This is a genomic window from Mycobacterium colombiense, from assembly GCF_003284975.1.
Taxonomy (GTDB): domain Bacteria; phylum Actinomycetota; class Actinomycetes; order Mycobacteriales; family Mycobacteriaceae; genus Mycobacterium; species Mycobacterium europaeum_A.
On record NZ_QMEU01000057.1, the window covers coordinates 1 to 13,909 of the forward strand.

At 67.3% G+C, this 13,909-nt stretch carries 13 protein-coding genes and 2 tRNA genes; 6 read left to right on the forward strand and 9 right to left on the reverse strand.

The annotated features are described in order from the left end of the window. A partial coding sequence (locus DQP58_RS17375) for a DUF3515 domain-containing protein (protein WP_133259392.1) occupies window positions 1–242 on the forward strand: 242 nt, incomplete at its 5' end. 60 nt (window positions 243–302) lie between these two features. On the opposite strand, the gene DQP58_RS17380 is transcribed toward DQP58_RS17375, so the two are convergent. Next, entirely contained in the window at window positions 303–1,448 is a 1,146-nt protein-coding gene (locus DQP58_RS17380) for a D-alanine--D-alanine ligase family protein (protein WP_112709521.1), read from the reverse strand. Between the two features lie 63 nt (window positions 1,449–1,511). Then, window positions 1,512–2,546, reverse strand: coding sequence for an NAD(P)H-dependent glycerol-3-phosphate dehydrogenase (locus tag DQP58_RS17385; RefSeq protein WP_112709522.1), 1,035 nt, complete (start codon window positions 2,544–2,546; stop codon window positions 1,512–1,514). A gap of 134 nt (window positions 2,547–2,680) precedes the next feature. Here DQP58_RS17385 and cofC point away from each other — a divergent pair, with 134 nt between their 5' ends. The 3 genes from cofC to DQP58_RS17400 all read left to right on the forward strand — a co-directional run bounded on the left by cofC (window position 2,681) and on the right by DQP58_RS17400 (window position 6,654). Continuing rightward, window positions 2,681–3,343, forward strand: a complete 663-nt coding sequence (gene cofC / locus DQP58_RS17390; protein ID WP_112709523.1) for a 2-phospho-L-lactate guanylyltransferase — start codon at window positions 2,681–2,683, stop codon at window positions 3,341–3,343. Window positions 3,344–3,431: 88 nt separating this feature from the next. Further along, complete coding sequence (locus DQP58_RS17395) at window positions 3,432–5,621, forward strand: RNA degradosome polyphosphate kinase (RefSeq protein WP_112709524.1); 2,190 nt, start codon at window positions 3,432–3,434, stop codon at window positions 5,619–5,621. Between the two features lie 85 nt (window positions 5,622–5,706). Next, window positions 5,707–6,654 (forward strand): NUDIX hydrolase, encoded by a 948-nt coding sequence (locus DQP58_RS17400; protein WP_112709525.1) that lies wholly within the window; start codon window positions 5,707–5,709, stop codon window positions 6,652–6,654. A gap of 259 nt (window positions 6,655–6,913) precedes the next feature. Here the strand turns inward: DQP58_RS17400 and DQP58_RS17405 are convergent, their stop codons facing one another. The 3 genes from DQP58_RS17405 to leuC form a co-directional block, all read right to left on the reverse strand. Continuing rightward, window positions 6,914–7,552: an HU family DNA-binding protein gene (locus tag DQP58_RS17405; protein ID WP_112709526.1), complete on the reverse strand. Its 639-nt coding sequence runs from the start codon at window positions 7,550–7,552 to the stop codon at window positions 6,914–6,916. Window positions 7,553–7,763: 211 nt separating this feature from the next. Next, a complete protein-coding gene (gene leuD, locus DQP58_RS17410) occupies window positions 7,764–8,360 on the reverse strand; it encodes a 3-isopropylmalate dehydratase small subunit (RefSeq protein WP_112709527.1) in 597 nt (198 codons plus the stop codon). A 26-nt stretch (window positions 8,361–8,386) separates the two neighbouring features. Beyond that, the gene (leuC, locus tag DQP58_RS17415; protein ID WP_112709528.1) at window positions 8,387–9,838 is read right to left on the reverse strand and encodes a 3-isopropylmalate dehydratase large subunit; all 1,452 of its coding nucleotides are present in this window, start codon (window positions 9,836–9,838) and stop codon (window positions 8,387–8,389) included. An 87-nt stretch (window positions 9,839–9,925) separates the two neighbouring features. On the opposite strand from leuC, the gene DQP58_RS17420 reads away from it, so the two are divergent. Then, window positions 9,926–10,627: an IclR family transcriptional regulator gene (locus DQP58_RS17420; protein WP_112709529.1), complete on the forward strand. Its 702-nt coding sequence runs from the start codon at window positions 9,926–9,928 to the stop codon at window positions 10,625–10,627. Between the two features lie 47 nt (window positions 10,628–10,674). Beyond that, entirely contained in the window at window positions 10,675–11,187 is a 513-nt protein-coding gene (locus DQP58_RS17425) for a pyridoxamine 5'-phosphate oxidase family protein (RefSeq protein ID WP_112709530.1), read from the forward strand. A 12-nt stretch (window positions 11,188–11,199) separates the two neighbouring features. Here DQP58_RS17425 and DQP58_RS17430 read toward each other — a convergent pair. The 4 genes from DQP58_RS17430 to DQP58_RS17445 all read right to left on the reverse strand — a co-directional run bounded on the left by DQP58_RS17430 (window position 11,200) and on the right by DQP58_RS17445 (window position 13,856). Beyond that, window positions 11,200–11,272: transfer RNA gene (locus DQP58_RS17430), tRNA-Glu, on the reverse strand. 73 nt (window positions 11,273–11,345) lie between these two features. Further along, window positions 11,346–11,417 (reverse strand) — tRNA-Gln (locus tag DQP58_RS17435). 148 nt (window positions 11,418–11,565) lie between these two features. Continuing rightward, complete coding sequence (gene gltX / locus DQP58_RS17440) at window positions 11,566–13,041, reverse strand: glutamate--tRNA ligase (RefSeq protein ID WP_112709531.1); 1,476 nt, start codon at window positions 13,039–13,041, stop codon at window positions 11,566–11,568. Window positions 13,042–13,049: 8 nt separating this feature from the next. Then, window positions 13,050–13,856: a fumarylacetoacetate hydrolase family protein gene (locus DQP58_RS17445; protein ID WP_066862046.1), complete on the reverse strand. Its 807-nt coding sequence runs from the start codon at window positions 13,854–13,856 to the stop codon at window positions 13,050–13,052. Window positions 13,857–13,909: the final 53 nt, after the last annotated feature.

Here is a 13,909-nt window from a genome sequence, read left to right on the forward strand (position 1 = left end):
CGGCCGAGTTCGTGCTCGGCGCCCCCATCCAGGTCGTCGACCGAGTGCAGTGGTTCCAGGTGAGGCCCGAGCAGCAGTCCGGCGGCGACGCGGGCAGATCGACCTGGTACGCGGTGGACCGCGGGGCCTACGTGGCGCTCACGCTGCCGACCGGGTCGGGCCCGACACCGATCCAGCAGATTTCCGAGGTGATCGACCGCAGCATGCCGGCGGCGCCGATCGACCCCGGTCCGCCCCACTAGCCGATGGTGGCGACCCGCCGCGCCCGGCTACGCCGCGCTTGCGATCGCCACGAGCGCCAGTCAGCGCAGGCCGACGCCGCGGGCCAATGCCGTCTCGACCATCGTCGCCAGCAGGGTCGGATAATCCACGCCGCTGGCCGCCCACATCCTCGGGTACATCGAGATCGTGGTGAATCCCGGCATCGTGTTGATCTCGTTGAGCACCGGCCCGTCCTCGGTGAGGAAGAAGTCCACCCGAGCCAGCCCCTGGCAATCGATGGCCTTGAACGCCCGGACCGCCAATTGCCGTATCGCGTCGGCGATTTCGTCGTCCACCTTGGCGGGCACATCCAGTTCGGCCGCGTCGTCGAGGTATTTGGTCGAGAAGTCGTAGAAAGAATCCTCGCGGCCGCGCACCCCGGCCACCCGGATCTCGCCCAGCGTGCTGGCTTTGACTGTGCCGCCGGGCATTTCGAGTACGCCGCACTCCAGCTCCCGGCCGACTATCGCCGCCTCGACGATGACCTTGGGGTCATGTTGGCGCGCGGCCGCGACGGCGGCGTCCAGCTGATCCCAGCTCGACACCCGGCTCACCCCGATCGAGGAGCCGCCGCGCGCGGGTTTGACGAAGACCGGCAGGCCCAACCGCTCGCACTCCTCGGGGCGCAGCCTCGAGCGCGAGGGGCGCAGCACCGCGTAGTCACCGACGGGCAATCCCTCGGCGGCGAACAGCTTCTTGGTGAATTCCTTGTCCATGCCGGCCGCGCTGGCCAGCACGCCGGCCCCCACGTAGGGCACCCCGGCGAGCTCCAGCAGGCCCTGGATCGTGCCGTCCTCGCCGTAGGGGCCGTGCAGCACCGGAAACACCACGTCGACCGACGCCAAGACCTCGGTGGCGCCGGGCGCCAGGGACACCAGCTGGCCGCCGCGCCGGGGGTCGGCCGGTAGCGCCAGTTCGGTGCCCGATTCGGCGGTCACCTCGGGCAGTCTCCGGTCGGTGATCGCCAGCGCGGCCGGGTCGCCGTCGGTCAGCACCCACGAACCCTCCGGGGTGATGCCGATCGCGACCACGTCGAACCGATCCGGGTCCAGGTTGCGCAGAATGCTGCCCGCCGAGACGCACGAGATGGCGTGCTCGTTGCTGCGCCCGCCGAAGACGACGGCGACGCGCACCCGCTCGCCACCGGGTGAGCCGGGACGCGGCGCCGACCGCTCGCTGGCATTCACAATCTCAAGAGGCTACCGGGTGGCACCCGTCCCGGTCGGGTGGCGGCCCTTCGCCTGGCCTTTTCATTCGGGCTTGGTGCTGCGGCCCAGGAGCAGCGCCATCGCCTCGTCGACCGACAGGCCCTTGTGGCACACCCGATGCACGGCGTCGGTCAGGGGCATCTCGACGTCGTAACTGGCGGCCAGTGCCAGCACTGACACGCAGGACGTCACGCCCTCGACGACGTGCCCGTCGCCGCCGTCGGGTGTGCCGCCCAGCACCGCCTGGATGTTCGCTCCCCGGCCGAGCCGCTCGCCCAGCGAACGGTTGCGGGAATGCGGTGAGCTGCAGGTGGCCACCAGATCGCCCACTCCGGCCAGCCCGGCCAGTGTGGCGCCCTTGGCGCCCAGCGCGATCCCCAGCCGCATGATCTCGGCCAGGCCGCGGGTGATGATCGCCGCCGTGGTGTTCTCGCCGAGCCCGACACCGACCGCCATCCCGCACGCGAGCGCGATGACGTTCTTGCAGGCCCCGCCGACCTCCGTGCCGACCACATCGCTGTTGGTGTAGGGGCGGAAGTATCCGCTGTTCAGCATGCGCTGCAGGGCGACGGCCCGCCCCGAGTCGCTGCACGCGACCACGGTGGCGGCGGGCTGGGATGCGGCGATCTCGCTGGCCAGGTTCGGCCCCGAGATCACCGCGACCTGAGCCGGGTCGACACCGGTGACCGAGACGATCACCTGACTCATCCGCATCAGGGTGCCCAGTTCGATGCCCTTGGCCAGACTCACCAGTGTCGCGCCCTGACGGATCAGCGGCGCCCAGCGCTCGAGGTTGCTGCGCATGGTCTGCGCCGGCACGCCGAGCAGCACCGTGGACGCGTCGCGCAGGGCCTCGGCGGGGTCGGCGGTGGCGCGGATGCCCGGCGGCAGCAACGTGCCGGGCAGGTAGTCGGGGTTGCAGCGGGTGGTGTTGATCTGCTCGGCGATCTCGGGTCGGCGGGCCCACAGCGTGACCGCCGCTTCCGATCCCCCCGCCTCGACCAGCACCTTGGCCAGCGCCGTGCCCCACGCCCCGGCACCCATGACCGCCACGGCACCCGACGATGTGCTGGTCATGTACCACCCCCTGTCCGTGGTCGGTGTAGCTCACGCGGCACTTGCAGCCGCTACACCCTAGATCAGCGACGGACCGGGCGTCACGCGAGCCAGCATGTCCCGGCGGCGTGGCGTCGCTGGCAGGATGGCATGTCATGAGCGGCATACGAGCCGACGGTTCGGCCAACGGCGCGGGCGACGTCGCCCTGATCATCGCCGTCAAGAGGTTGGCCGCGGCCAAGACCCGGCTGGCCCCGGTCTTCTCGGCGCGCACCCGGGAAAGCGTGGTACTCGCCATGCTGGTGGACACCCTGACTGCCGCCGGGCGGGTCCGAGCGCTGGGCTCGATCACCGTGATCACGCCCGACGACGCGGCGGCCGCCGCCGCCACCGAGCTGGGCGCCGACGTGCTGGTTGATCCCACACCCGAGGGTCACCCCGATCCGCTGAACAACGCGATCGTCACCGCCGAACGCGCGGTCGGCGGCTCCTTCGCCAATGTCGTTGCGCTGCAAGGTGATTTACCCGCGTTGCAGACTCAGGAGTTGAACGAGGCGATCGCCGCCGCACGCCAGCACCGGCGCAGTTTCGTCGCCGACCGACTGGCCACCGGCACCGCGGCGCTGTTCGCGTTCGGAAGCCCGCTCGACCCGCGATTCGGCGCCGATTCCTCGGCGCGGCACCGCAGTTCGGGTGCGATCGAGCTGACCGGCCCCTGGCCGGGCCTGCGGTGTGACGTCGACACGCCCACCGACCTCGCCACCGCCCGTCGCCTCGGGGTGGGGGCAGCGACCGCCCGGGCCATCGCGCCGCACTGATTTCGATCGCTGCGCGTATATCTGTCCGACGGGTGAACGTCGACCCAACGGCGAATGGATGTCCCGCGAGCGCTAGCAGCACCCACGCGTGATGAGCAATGATCGCAGGGTGACTGAAATCGAAGCTGAGGCGCGACCCGACGAGAACTTGTGGCATTCGGGCGACTCGGCCGTGGCAGCACCACCGGCTGCGACCCAGGCCGCGCTGACCGACCTGCCGGACGACCGTTACCTCAACCGGGAACTGAGCTGGCTGGACTTCAACGCCCGCGTGCTGGCGCTGGCCGACGACAACTCGTTGCCGCTGCTGGAACGCGCCAAGTTCCTGGCGATCTTCGCCTCCAACCTCGACGAGTTCTACATGGTGCGCGTCGCCGGTCTCAAACGCCGTGACGAGATGGGATTGTCGGTCCGCTCGGCCGACGGTTTGACGCCGCGCAAGCAACTCGCCCTCATCGGAGAACAGACTCAGCGGATCGCGACCCGGCACGCGCGAGTGTTCCTGGATTCGGTGCGGCCGGCGCTCGCCGAGGAAGGCATCCACATCGTCACGTGGGCCGACCTCGATCAGGCCGAGCGCGACGAATTGTCGACCTATTTCACCGAACAGGTCTTCCCCGTCCTGACACCGCTGGCCGTCGACCCGGCGCACCCGTTCCCGTTCGTCAGCGGGCTGAGCCTGAACCTGGCGGTGATGGTGCGTCAGCCCGAGGACGGCGGCCAGCACTTCGCCCGAGTCAAGGTGCCCAACAACGTCGATCGCTTCGTCGAATTGGCCGCCATCGACCATGCCGACGGCTCCGGACGGACCATCGTCCGGTACCTGCCGACCGAAGAACTGATCGCGGCCTTCCTTCCTCTTCTGTTCCCGGGCATGGAAATCGTGGAGCATCACGCCTTCCGCATCACCCGCAACGCCGACATGGAGGTCGAGGAGGACCGCGACGAGGATCTGCTGCAGGCGCTGGAACGCGAATTGGCGCGCCGGCGATTCGGGCCGCCGGTACGACTCGAAATCGCCGACGACATGACCGAGGGCATGCTGGAGCTGTTGTTGCGCGAACTCGACGTGCACCCTGGTGACGTCATCGAAGTGCCCGGGCTGCTGGATCTTTCGTCGCTGTGGCAGATCTACGGACTGGACCGGCCGGTGCTCAAGGACCCCGCGTTCGTCCCGGACACCCACCCCGCCTTCGCCGACCGCGAATCCCCCAAGAGCATCTTCGCGACGCTGCGCGAGGGCGACGTCCTGGTGCACCACCCCTACGACTCCTTCTCCACCAGCGTGCAGCGCTTCATTCAGCAGGCCGCCGCGGACCCCAATGTGCTGGCGATCAAACAAACGCTGTACCGCACCTCCGGTGATTCACCGATCGTGCGGGCCCTGATCGAAGCGGCCGAGGCCGGAAAGCAGGCCGTGGCGCTTGTCGAGATCAAGGCGCGCTTCGACGAACAGGCCAACATCCGTTGGGCGCGCGCACTCGAGCAGGCGGGCGTGCACGTGGTCTACGGCCTCGTCGGGCTCAAGACGCACTGCAAGACGTGCCTGGTGGTGCGCCGGGAAGGATCGGCGATCCGGCGGTACTGCCACATCGGAACCGGCAACTACAACAGCAAGACCGCCCGCCTCTACGAGGATGTCGGTCTGCTGACGGCGAGCCCGGATATCGGTGCGGACCTCACCGATTTGTTCAATTCGCTTACCGGCTATTCGCGTAAGGTCGCCTACCGCAACCTGCTGGTGGCGCCGCACGGAATTCGCACCGGCATCATCGAACGCGTCGAACGTGAGATCGCCGCGCACCGCGAACGAGGCAACGGGCGAATTCGTCTGAAGATGAACGCGTTGGTGGACGAGCAGGTGATCGATGCGCTCTACCGGGCATCGCAGGCCGGAGTGCGGGTCGAGGTCGTGGTGCGCGGCATCTGCGCGTTGCGCCCCGGCGCCGAGGGGTTCTCCGAAAACATCGTCGTGCGCTCCATTCTCGGCCGCTTCCTGGAGCATTCGCGGATCATCCATTTCCGCAACATCAACGAATTCTGGATCGGCAGCGCCGACATGATGCACCGCAACCTCGATCGGCGCGTGGAGGTGTTGGTGCAGGTGAAGGATCCCAAGCTCACCGGGCAGCTGGACGAATTGTTCGAATCCGCACTGGATCCGTCCACCCGGTGCTGGGAACTGGGGCCCGACGGGCAGTGGACCCCGTCGCCGCAAGAAGGCCATACCGTGCGCGACCACCAAGTATCGTTGATGGAGCGCCATCGCAGTCCCTAGCTCTGTGCGGTGATTTCGGAGTTGTTCTTTCGGGCCGCATCTCGTTGCGTGCGGCCCTGAGGTGAATTGATCTGCAGGAGTTGAGGTGCCGACCCATAATTCGTCCACCGATCGGCGCTCGGGAAGCCGAGTGGTCTATGCCGCCGGCGCGGTGCTGTGGCGACCCGGCGATGCCGACGCCGCCGACCACGACATCGAGATCGCGGTCATCCACCGGCCGCGGTATGACGACTGGTCACTGCCCAAGGGCAAGGTGGACCCCGGCGAGACGGCCCCGGTGGCCGCCGTGCGCGAGGTGCAGGAGGAGACGGGCCAGCACGCGATCCTCGGCCGGCGGCTGAACCTGGTCAGCTATCCGATCGAGGCGGGCGTCAAAAAGGTCTTCTACTGGGCCGCACGCGCCACCGGCGGCGAGTTCGTGCCGGGCCACGAGGTGGACGGGTTGGTGTGGCTGCCCATCGCCCAGGCGATGCAGAAGCTCGACTATGCGCAGGATCGAAAAGTGTTGCGCCACTTCAACAAAAAGCCCGCGGACACCCATACCGTGTTGGTGGTCCGGCACGGCACGGCCGGGCGCAAATCGCGCTTCTCCGGCGATGACGCCAAGCGGCCGCTGGACAAGCGCGGACGCGCGCAGGCCGAGGCGCTGGTTCCGCAGCTGCTCGCCTTCGGGGCGTCGCAGGTGTATGCGGCCGACCGCGTCCGCTGCCATCAGACCGTGGAACCGCTTGCCGAGGAGTTGGGCGTGCCCGTGCACAACGAGCCCACCCTCACCGAAGAGGCCTACGCCAAGAACGCGAAACGCGGCCGCCACCGAATGCTCGATATCGCCGAGCAGCACGGCACGGCGGTTGTCTGCACTCAGGGCAAGGTGATTCCGGACCTGATCGCGTGGTGGTGTGAGCGCGACGGCGTGCGGCCCGACAAATCGCGCAACCACAAGGGCAGCACCTGGGTGCTGTCACTGTCTGGCGGGAAGTTGGTGGCCGCCGACCACATCGGCGGCGCGCTGGCCGCCAACGTCCGGGCCTAGCGTTGATGGCGGCGGCCCGCCGCGCCCGGCTTAGCCGCGCTTGCGACTGCCGCTAGCGTTGATGGCGGCGGCCCGCCGCGCCCGGCTCGACCTGTAGTGGCGACCCGCTGCGCCCGGCTACGCCGCGCTTGCGATCGCCACGGCCGCGCTTGCGACCGCCGCTAGCGTTGATGGCGGCAGCCCGCCGCTAAGCGCACGAATACCCTTCGGGGGCACCGTTGCCGCCCGAAGGGTACTCGTGTCTAGAACTTGACTCCGCTTACTTGCGACCGCGGCGCGCGGTCGTCTTCTTGGCCGCGGCCTTCTTGGCCGGAGCCTTGCTCGCCGCCTTCTTGGCCGGAGCCTTGGTCGCCGCCTTCTTGGCCGGGGCCTTGGTCGCCGCCTTCTTGGCCGGAGCCTTGGTCGCAGCCTTCTTGGCCGGAGCCTTGGTCGCGGCCTTCTTGGCCGGAGCCTTGGTCGCCGCCTTGCGGGCCGGAGCCTTCTTGGCCGCGGCCTTCTTGGCCGGAGCCTTCTTGGCCGCAGCCTTCTTGGCCGGGGCCTTCTTCGCGGCGGTCTTCTTGGCCGCGCCACCACCGGCTACCACACCGCGCTTGACGGCCGGGCCGTCCGACGGGAGGCGCTGTGCGCCAGACACAACCGCTTTGAATTGGGCACCGGGGCGGAACGCCGGGACGGACGTCGGCTTAACCTTCACCGTCTCACCGGTCCGCGGGTTGCGGGCAACCCGTGCTGCGCGGCGCCGCTGTTCGAAAACGCCGAACCCGGTGATGGTGACGCTGTCGCCCTTGTGTACCGCACGCACAATGGTGTCGACAACGTTCTCGACCGCAGCGGTCGCCTGTCGACGGTCCGTGTTCAATTTAGTTGTGAGCACATCAATGAGCTCTGCCTTGTTCATCAATCCCTCCGACACTAGTGGTCCTCGATTTGAACCGACTAGTGGACACGGTAAACCCTCACCCAGCAAATTTCCAAGAGCCACGCGCAATTTCACGGCAAGGCGTACGGCGCTTTCGCAATCCGGTTGCCGCCCTTGACCGGTGGAGGGCCTTATAAATCGGCTCGGTTTAGTTAGCCGATCAAGCAGAAAATCGGCCGCGGCCAAGCGTTCAGGAGGTGGGCACAGTGCGCGGTTTCCACTGCGGGTAGCCCTTCTCGAATGACTCGATATTGTCGAGTTTCCGCAGCGTAAGGGCTATGTCGTCCAGCCCCTCGAGCAAGCGCCAAGCGGTGTGGTCGTCAATCTTGAACGGCAGCACCGTCGTTCCCGCGGTGATATTTCGATCTTGAAGATTGACAGTGATTTCCAAGCCCGGGCTTGCCTCGATGAGCTTCCAGAGCAGCTCCACCCCGTCCTGGGAGACTTCGGCCGCCAGCAGTCCGGCCTTGCCGGCGTTGCCCCGGAAAATGTCACCGAATCGAGACGAGATGACCACCCGGAACCCATAGTCCATCAGCGCCCACACCGCATGCTCGCGTGAGGACCCCGTCCCGAAATCGGGTCCGGCCACCAGCACTGACCCCCGGTCAAAGGGGCTGAGGTTTAGCACGAATGACGGATCCGACCGCCAGCTGGCGAACAAGCCGTCCTCGAAACCGGTTCGGGTGACGCGCTTCAAATACACCGCCGGAATGATCTGATCGGTGTCGACATTGGAGCGCCGCAGCGGCACACCGATACCGGTGTGGGTGTGAAAAGCTTCCATGCTCAATCCCTTCGCAGTCGGATACGTCAGCTCAAGTCGGCTGGAGCGGACAATGTGCCGCGAACCGCCGTCGCGGCGGCAACGGCCGGCGACACCAAATGCGTGCGGCCGCCTTTACCCTGGCGCCCTTCGAAGTTGCGGTTGGACGTCGCGGCGCACCGCTCCCCCGGCGCAAGCTGGTCAGGATTCATCCCCAGGCACATCGAGCAGCCTGCTTGGCGCCATTCAGCGCCCGCGGCGGTGAAAACCTCGCCCAGCCCTTCGGCTTCGGCCTGGGCGCGCACCCGCATCGAGCCCGGCACGACGAGCATCCGCACGCCGGGCGCGACCTTGCGACCGCGCAGCACGTCGGCGACGACGCGCAAGTCTTCGATACGACCGTTGGTACAAGAGCCCACGAACACCGTGTCGACGGCGATGTCACGCATCGGGGTGCCGGGTCGAAGGTCCATGTATGCCAACGCTTTCTCGGCCGCCTGGCGCTGCCCGTCGTCGGTCATCAGGTCGGGATCCGGCACCGCGTCGGCCAGCGGCACGCCCTGGCCGGGGTTCGTCCCCCACGTCACGAACGGGCTCAGCGATGCGGCGTCGAGGTAGACCTCGGTGTCGAATTCGGCACCGGGGTCGGTGTGCAGCTGCTCCCAATAGCGCATCGCCGCATCCCATTGCGCACCTTGCGGCGCGTGCGGACGGTCACGCAGAAAATCGAATGTGGTCTTGTCCGGAGCCACCATTCCCGCCCGGGCACCGGCTTCGATGCTCATATTGCAGACGGTCATCCGGCCCTCCATCGACAGCGATTCGATGGCGCTGCCGCGATATTCGATGACGTGCCCCTGCCCACCGCCGGTACCGATCTTGGCGATCAGGGCCAAAATGATGTCCTTGGCCGTCACGCCGGCGGGCAGCTGCCCATCGACATTGACCGCCATCGTCTTGAACGGCCGCAGCGGCAACGTCTGAGTGGCCAGCACATGCTCGACCTCCGAGGTGCCAATTCCCATGGCCAATGCGCCGAATGCGCCGTGGGTCGAGGTGTGACTGTCCCCACAAACGATCGTCATTCCCGGCTGGGTGAGGCCCAGCTGCGGCCCGACCACGTGCACGATGCCCTGCTCGACATTGCCCATTGGATATAGCCGCACACCGAATTCGGCACAATTTCGCCGCAATGTCTCGACCTGGGTGCGCGACACCGGGTCGGCAATCGGTTTGTCGATATCGATGGTCGGGACGTTGTGATCCTCGGTCGCCAGCGTCAAATCGGGACGGCGGACCGGCCGGCCGGCCAGGCGCAGGCCGTCGAAGGCCTGCGGGCTCGTGACTTCGTGCACCAGGTGCAGATCGATGTAGATCAAGTCGGGCGCCCCTCCTTGCTCCGAGGCACCTCCTGACACCACAACGTGGTCTTCCCAAACTTTTTCGGCCAAAGTGCGCGGTTTGGTGGCGGCCGCCGCCGCCCCTTGATCGGTTCCCATATCGGACTCGCCTCAATTCGCCTCGAGTAGCGGCCTCGCCGATCATCCGGGCTGGGATCTCAGAATGCGAGACGCTAGTATCTTCTTATGAGACAGCATAGCGGTATCGGCGTCCTGGACAAAGCCGTGGGGCTGCTGCACACGGTCTCTCAATCACCCTGTGGGTTGGCCGAACTGTGTGAGCGCACCTCCTTGCCCCGCGCCACGGCATACCGGCTGGCGGCCGCCCTCGAAGTCCACCGCCTGCTGGCGCGCGACGACGAAGGACGCTGGCTGCTCGGCCCGGCCGTCACCGAACTCGCGGCCCATGTCAACGATCCGTTGCTGGCCGCCAGCAACGCGGTGCTGCCCCTGTTGCGCGAGTCCACCGGCGAAAGCGTGCAGCTCTACCGCCGCGAGGGCACCGACCGGGTGTGCGTGGCCGCGCTGGAACCCGCTGCCGGCCTTCGCGATACGGTTCCGATCGGGGCGCGACTGCCGATGACGGCCGGGTCGGGGGCGAAAGTGTTACTGGCCCATAGCGACGCGGCCACGCAGAAAGCGGTGCTCGCGACGGCGAAATTCACCGAACGCACGCTGGCCGAAGTGCGCCGGCGCGGCTGGGCCCAGAGCGTGGCCGAGCGCGAGCCGGGGGTGGCGAGCGTGTCGGCGCCAGTGCGTGACAGCCGCGGTGCCGTCGTCGCGGCCATCTCGGTGTCGGGACCCATCGACCGGATCGGCCGACGCCCGGGGGCCCGCTGGGCGGCCGATCTGCTGTCGGCCGCCGAGGCGCTCACCCGTCGCCTCTGAGCCACCGGCGCACAGCGGACGGCACCCGGCCTGACAGACTGACCGCCATGGGAACCAATCAGCGCGCGAGCATCGTCATGTCCGAAGACGAGATCGCCGATTTCGTCGTCAATAGCCGCACCGGCACGCTGGCTACCATCGGCGCCGACGGCCAACCGCACCTGACCGCCATGTGGTACGCCGTCGTCGATGGCGAGATCTGGCTGGAGACCAAGGCCAAGTCGCAGAAGGCCGTCAACCTCAAGCGCGATCCGCGGGTGAGCTTTCTGATCGAGGACGGCCACACCTACGACACACTGCGCGGGGTGTCCTTCGAGGGCGTCGCCGAGATCGTCGACGATCCCGACGTCGCGCACCGCGTGGGGGTCAGCGTCTGGGAGCGCTACACCGGTCCCTACACCGACGACATGAAGCCGTTCGTGGAGCAGATGATGAACAAGCGCGTCTGCGTTCGCATCGTGGCCCAGCGGGCTAGGTCGTGGGATCACCGCAAACTCGGCCTGCCGGCCATGCCGGTGGGTGGATCGACAGCACCGGCGGTCTTGGGGACCGACCAGTAGCTGCGATATTTGTAGCCCCGATGGGATTCGAACCCACGCTACCGCCGTGAGAGGGCGGCGTCCTAGGCCGCTAGACGACGGGGCCAGAAACGATCCGAGCAGTCAGCATAGCTCACCCCGCTAGGCCCACCTAATCGCTTGAGGCGGAGTGAGTTTTGCTGGGGTACCAGGACTCGAACCTAGAATGGCTGAACCAGAATCAGCTGTGTTGCCAATTACACCATACCCCATCGGCCACCTAAAACCGCTGGTCAGCGCATATGCGGACGTTCATGAGCTCTGTGCTAGTCCGCCGCCGCCAGCCGTCGTCGGCATTCGTAAACCGCAGTGCAGACTACCAAAGTCTGGCCGGGCACTGCGCACGCGCGGTCGTCTCGCTCAGCCTGGGTCCCGCCCGGGGTTCTCACGCGCCGCCCGCAGCCGCGCCAGGCTGCGGTCGCGGCCAAGCAGCTCCAGCGACTCGAACAACGGCGGGCTGATCGTCGTCCCGGTGGCCCCCACCCGGATCGGACCAAACGCCTTGCGCGGTTTGAGCCCCAGCCCGTCGATGAGGGCTGCCTTGAGCGCGGCCTCGAGCTCCGGCGCCGTCCAGTCCGCCACGCCGTCCAGGGCGGCCAGCGCCGCGTCCAGCACCGCGGCGCCGTCGGGTCCGAGCTCTTTGGCGGCCGCCTTGGGGTCGATCGCGTACTCGTCGTCGTTCAGGAACCTCAGCAGGTCCCAGGCGTCGCCGAGCACCACGATCCGGGTCTGCACCAACTCGGCGGCGGTGGCGAAGGCGGCGTCGTCCAATCCGAGGCGATGACCATGAGCGTCGAGATAGGCGCGCAACCTGGCGGTGAAGTCGTCGACCGTGAGCAGCCGAATGTGCTCGGCGTTGAGCGCGTCGGCCTTCTTCTGGTCGAAGCGGGCGGGATTGGAGTTGACGTTGACCACATCGAAGGCGGCGACCATCTCCTCGAGGCTGAACACGTCGTGGTCGTCGGCGATCGCCCAGCCGAGCAAGGCGAGATAGTTGAGCAGGCCTTCGGGGATGAAGCCCCGATCGCGGTGGGCGAACAGGTTGGACTGCGGGTCGCGCTTGGAGAGTTTTTTCGTTCCCTCCCCCAATACCGTTGGCAGGTGGGCGAACTGCGGTGTGCGCTCGGCCACACCGATCCGGATCAGCGCCTGATACAGCGCGAGCTGGCGCGGGGTCGACGGCAGCAGATCCTCACCACGCAGCACGTGGGTGATCTTCATCAGCGCGTCGTCGACCGGGTTCACCAAGGTGTACAACGGTTCTCCGTTGGCGCGGGTCAACGCGAAGTCGGGCAGGGTGCCGGCCGCGAAGGTGGTGGTCCCGCGCACCAGGTCGTCCCAGCTGAAATCCTCATCGGGCATCCGCAACCGCACCACCGGCTTGCGGCCCTCCGCCAGGAACGCAGCGCGCTGGGAATCGGTCAGCTGGCGGTCGAAATTGTCGTAGCCCAGCTTGGGATTACGGCCCGCGGCGAGATGGCGCGCCTCGACCTCCTCCGTTGTGGAAAAGGCGTAGTAGGCCTCGCCCGTCTCGAGCAGCTTGGCCACCACGTCGTGATAGATCTCACGGCGCAGCGATTGACGGTAGGGACCGTAGGGTCCGCCCACCTCGGGACCCTCGTCCCAATCCAGGCCGAGCCAGCGCAGCGCGTCGAGCAGCGCCAGATAGCTTTCCTCGGTGTCGCGCTGCGCGTCGGTGTCCTCGATGCGAAAGACAAAGGTGCCCCCGGTGTGTCGGGCGTAGGCCCAGTTGAACAGCGCCGTGCGGACCATGCCGACGTGCGGGGTGCCGGTGGGCGAGGGACAGAAGCGGACCCGGACCGGGTCTGCTTGCATGGGTGCAGTCACGATTTTCCTTTGCGGACCACGGGATTGGTGAGGGTGCCGATGCCCTCGATGGTGATCGAGACGGTGTCGCCGTCCTCGATGGGGCCGACGCCGGCCGGCGTCCCGGTGAGGATGATGTCGCCGGGCAGCAGGGTCATCACGGCCGAGATCCACTCGACGATGGAGCCGATGTCGTGGATCAGCAGCGAGGTACGGCTGTGCTGCTTGACCTCGCCGTTGACCTCGGTGCGCAATTCCAGATCGCCCGGGTCGAGCGGTTTGAGGTCGGTGACGATCCAGGGGCCGACCGGGCAGAAGGTGTCATGCCCCTTGGCCCGGGTCCACTGGCCGTCGGATTTTTGTTGATCGCGCGCCGACACGTCGTTGCCAATGGTGTAGCCGAGGATGTTCTCCGCGGCCTGGGCGGCCGAGACGTCCTTGCAGGGCCGGCCGATCACCACCGCCAGCTCGCCCTCGAAGTGCACCGGTGAAGCGTTGGCGGGCAACCGAATCGGCACGTTGGGCCCGATGATCGCGGTGTTGGGCTTGAGGAAGATCACCGGATCAACCGGGGCGGGGCCGGTCATCTCCTTCATCTCGGCGATGTGATCGGTGTAGTTCTTGCCGATGCAAACCACCTTGCTGGCCAGTATCGGGGCGAGCAGCCGCACGTCGGCCAGCGGCCATGACCGGCCGGTGAAGTTGGGCGTGCCGAATGGATGTTCGGCGATCTCCCGCGCGATCATCTCGGCGGGGTCGTTGAGATCGCCTTCGATACTGACGAAGGCGACACCGTCCGGGCTGGCGATTCGACCAAGGCGCATTCGGTTGAGCCTAGTCTGGCGACGATTCGGGCCGGGACGGCCCGAGGAGGAGC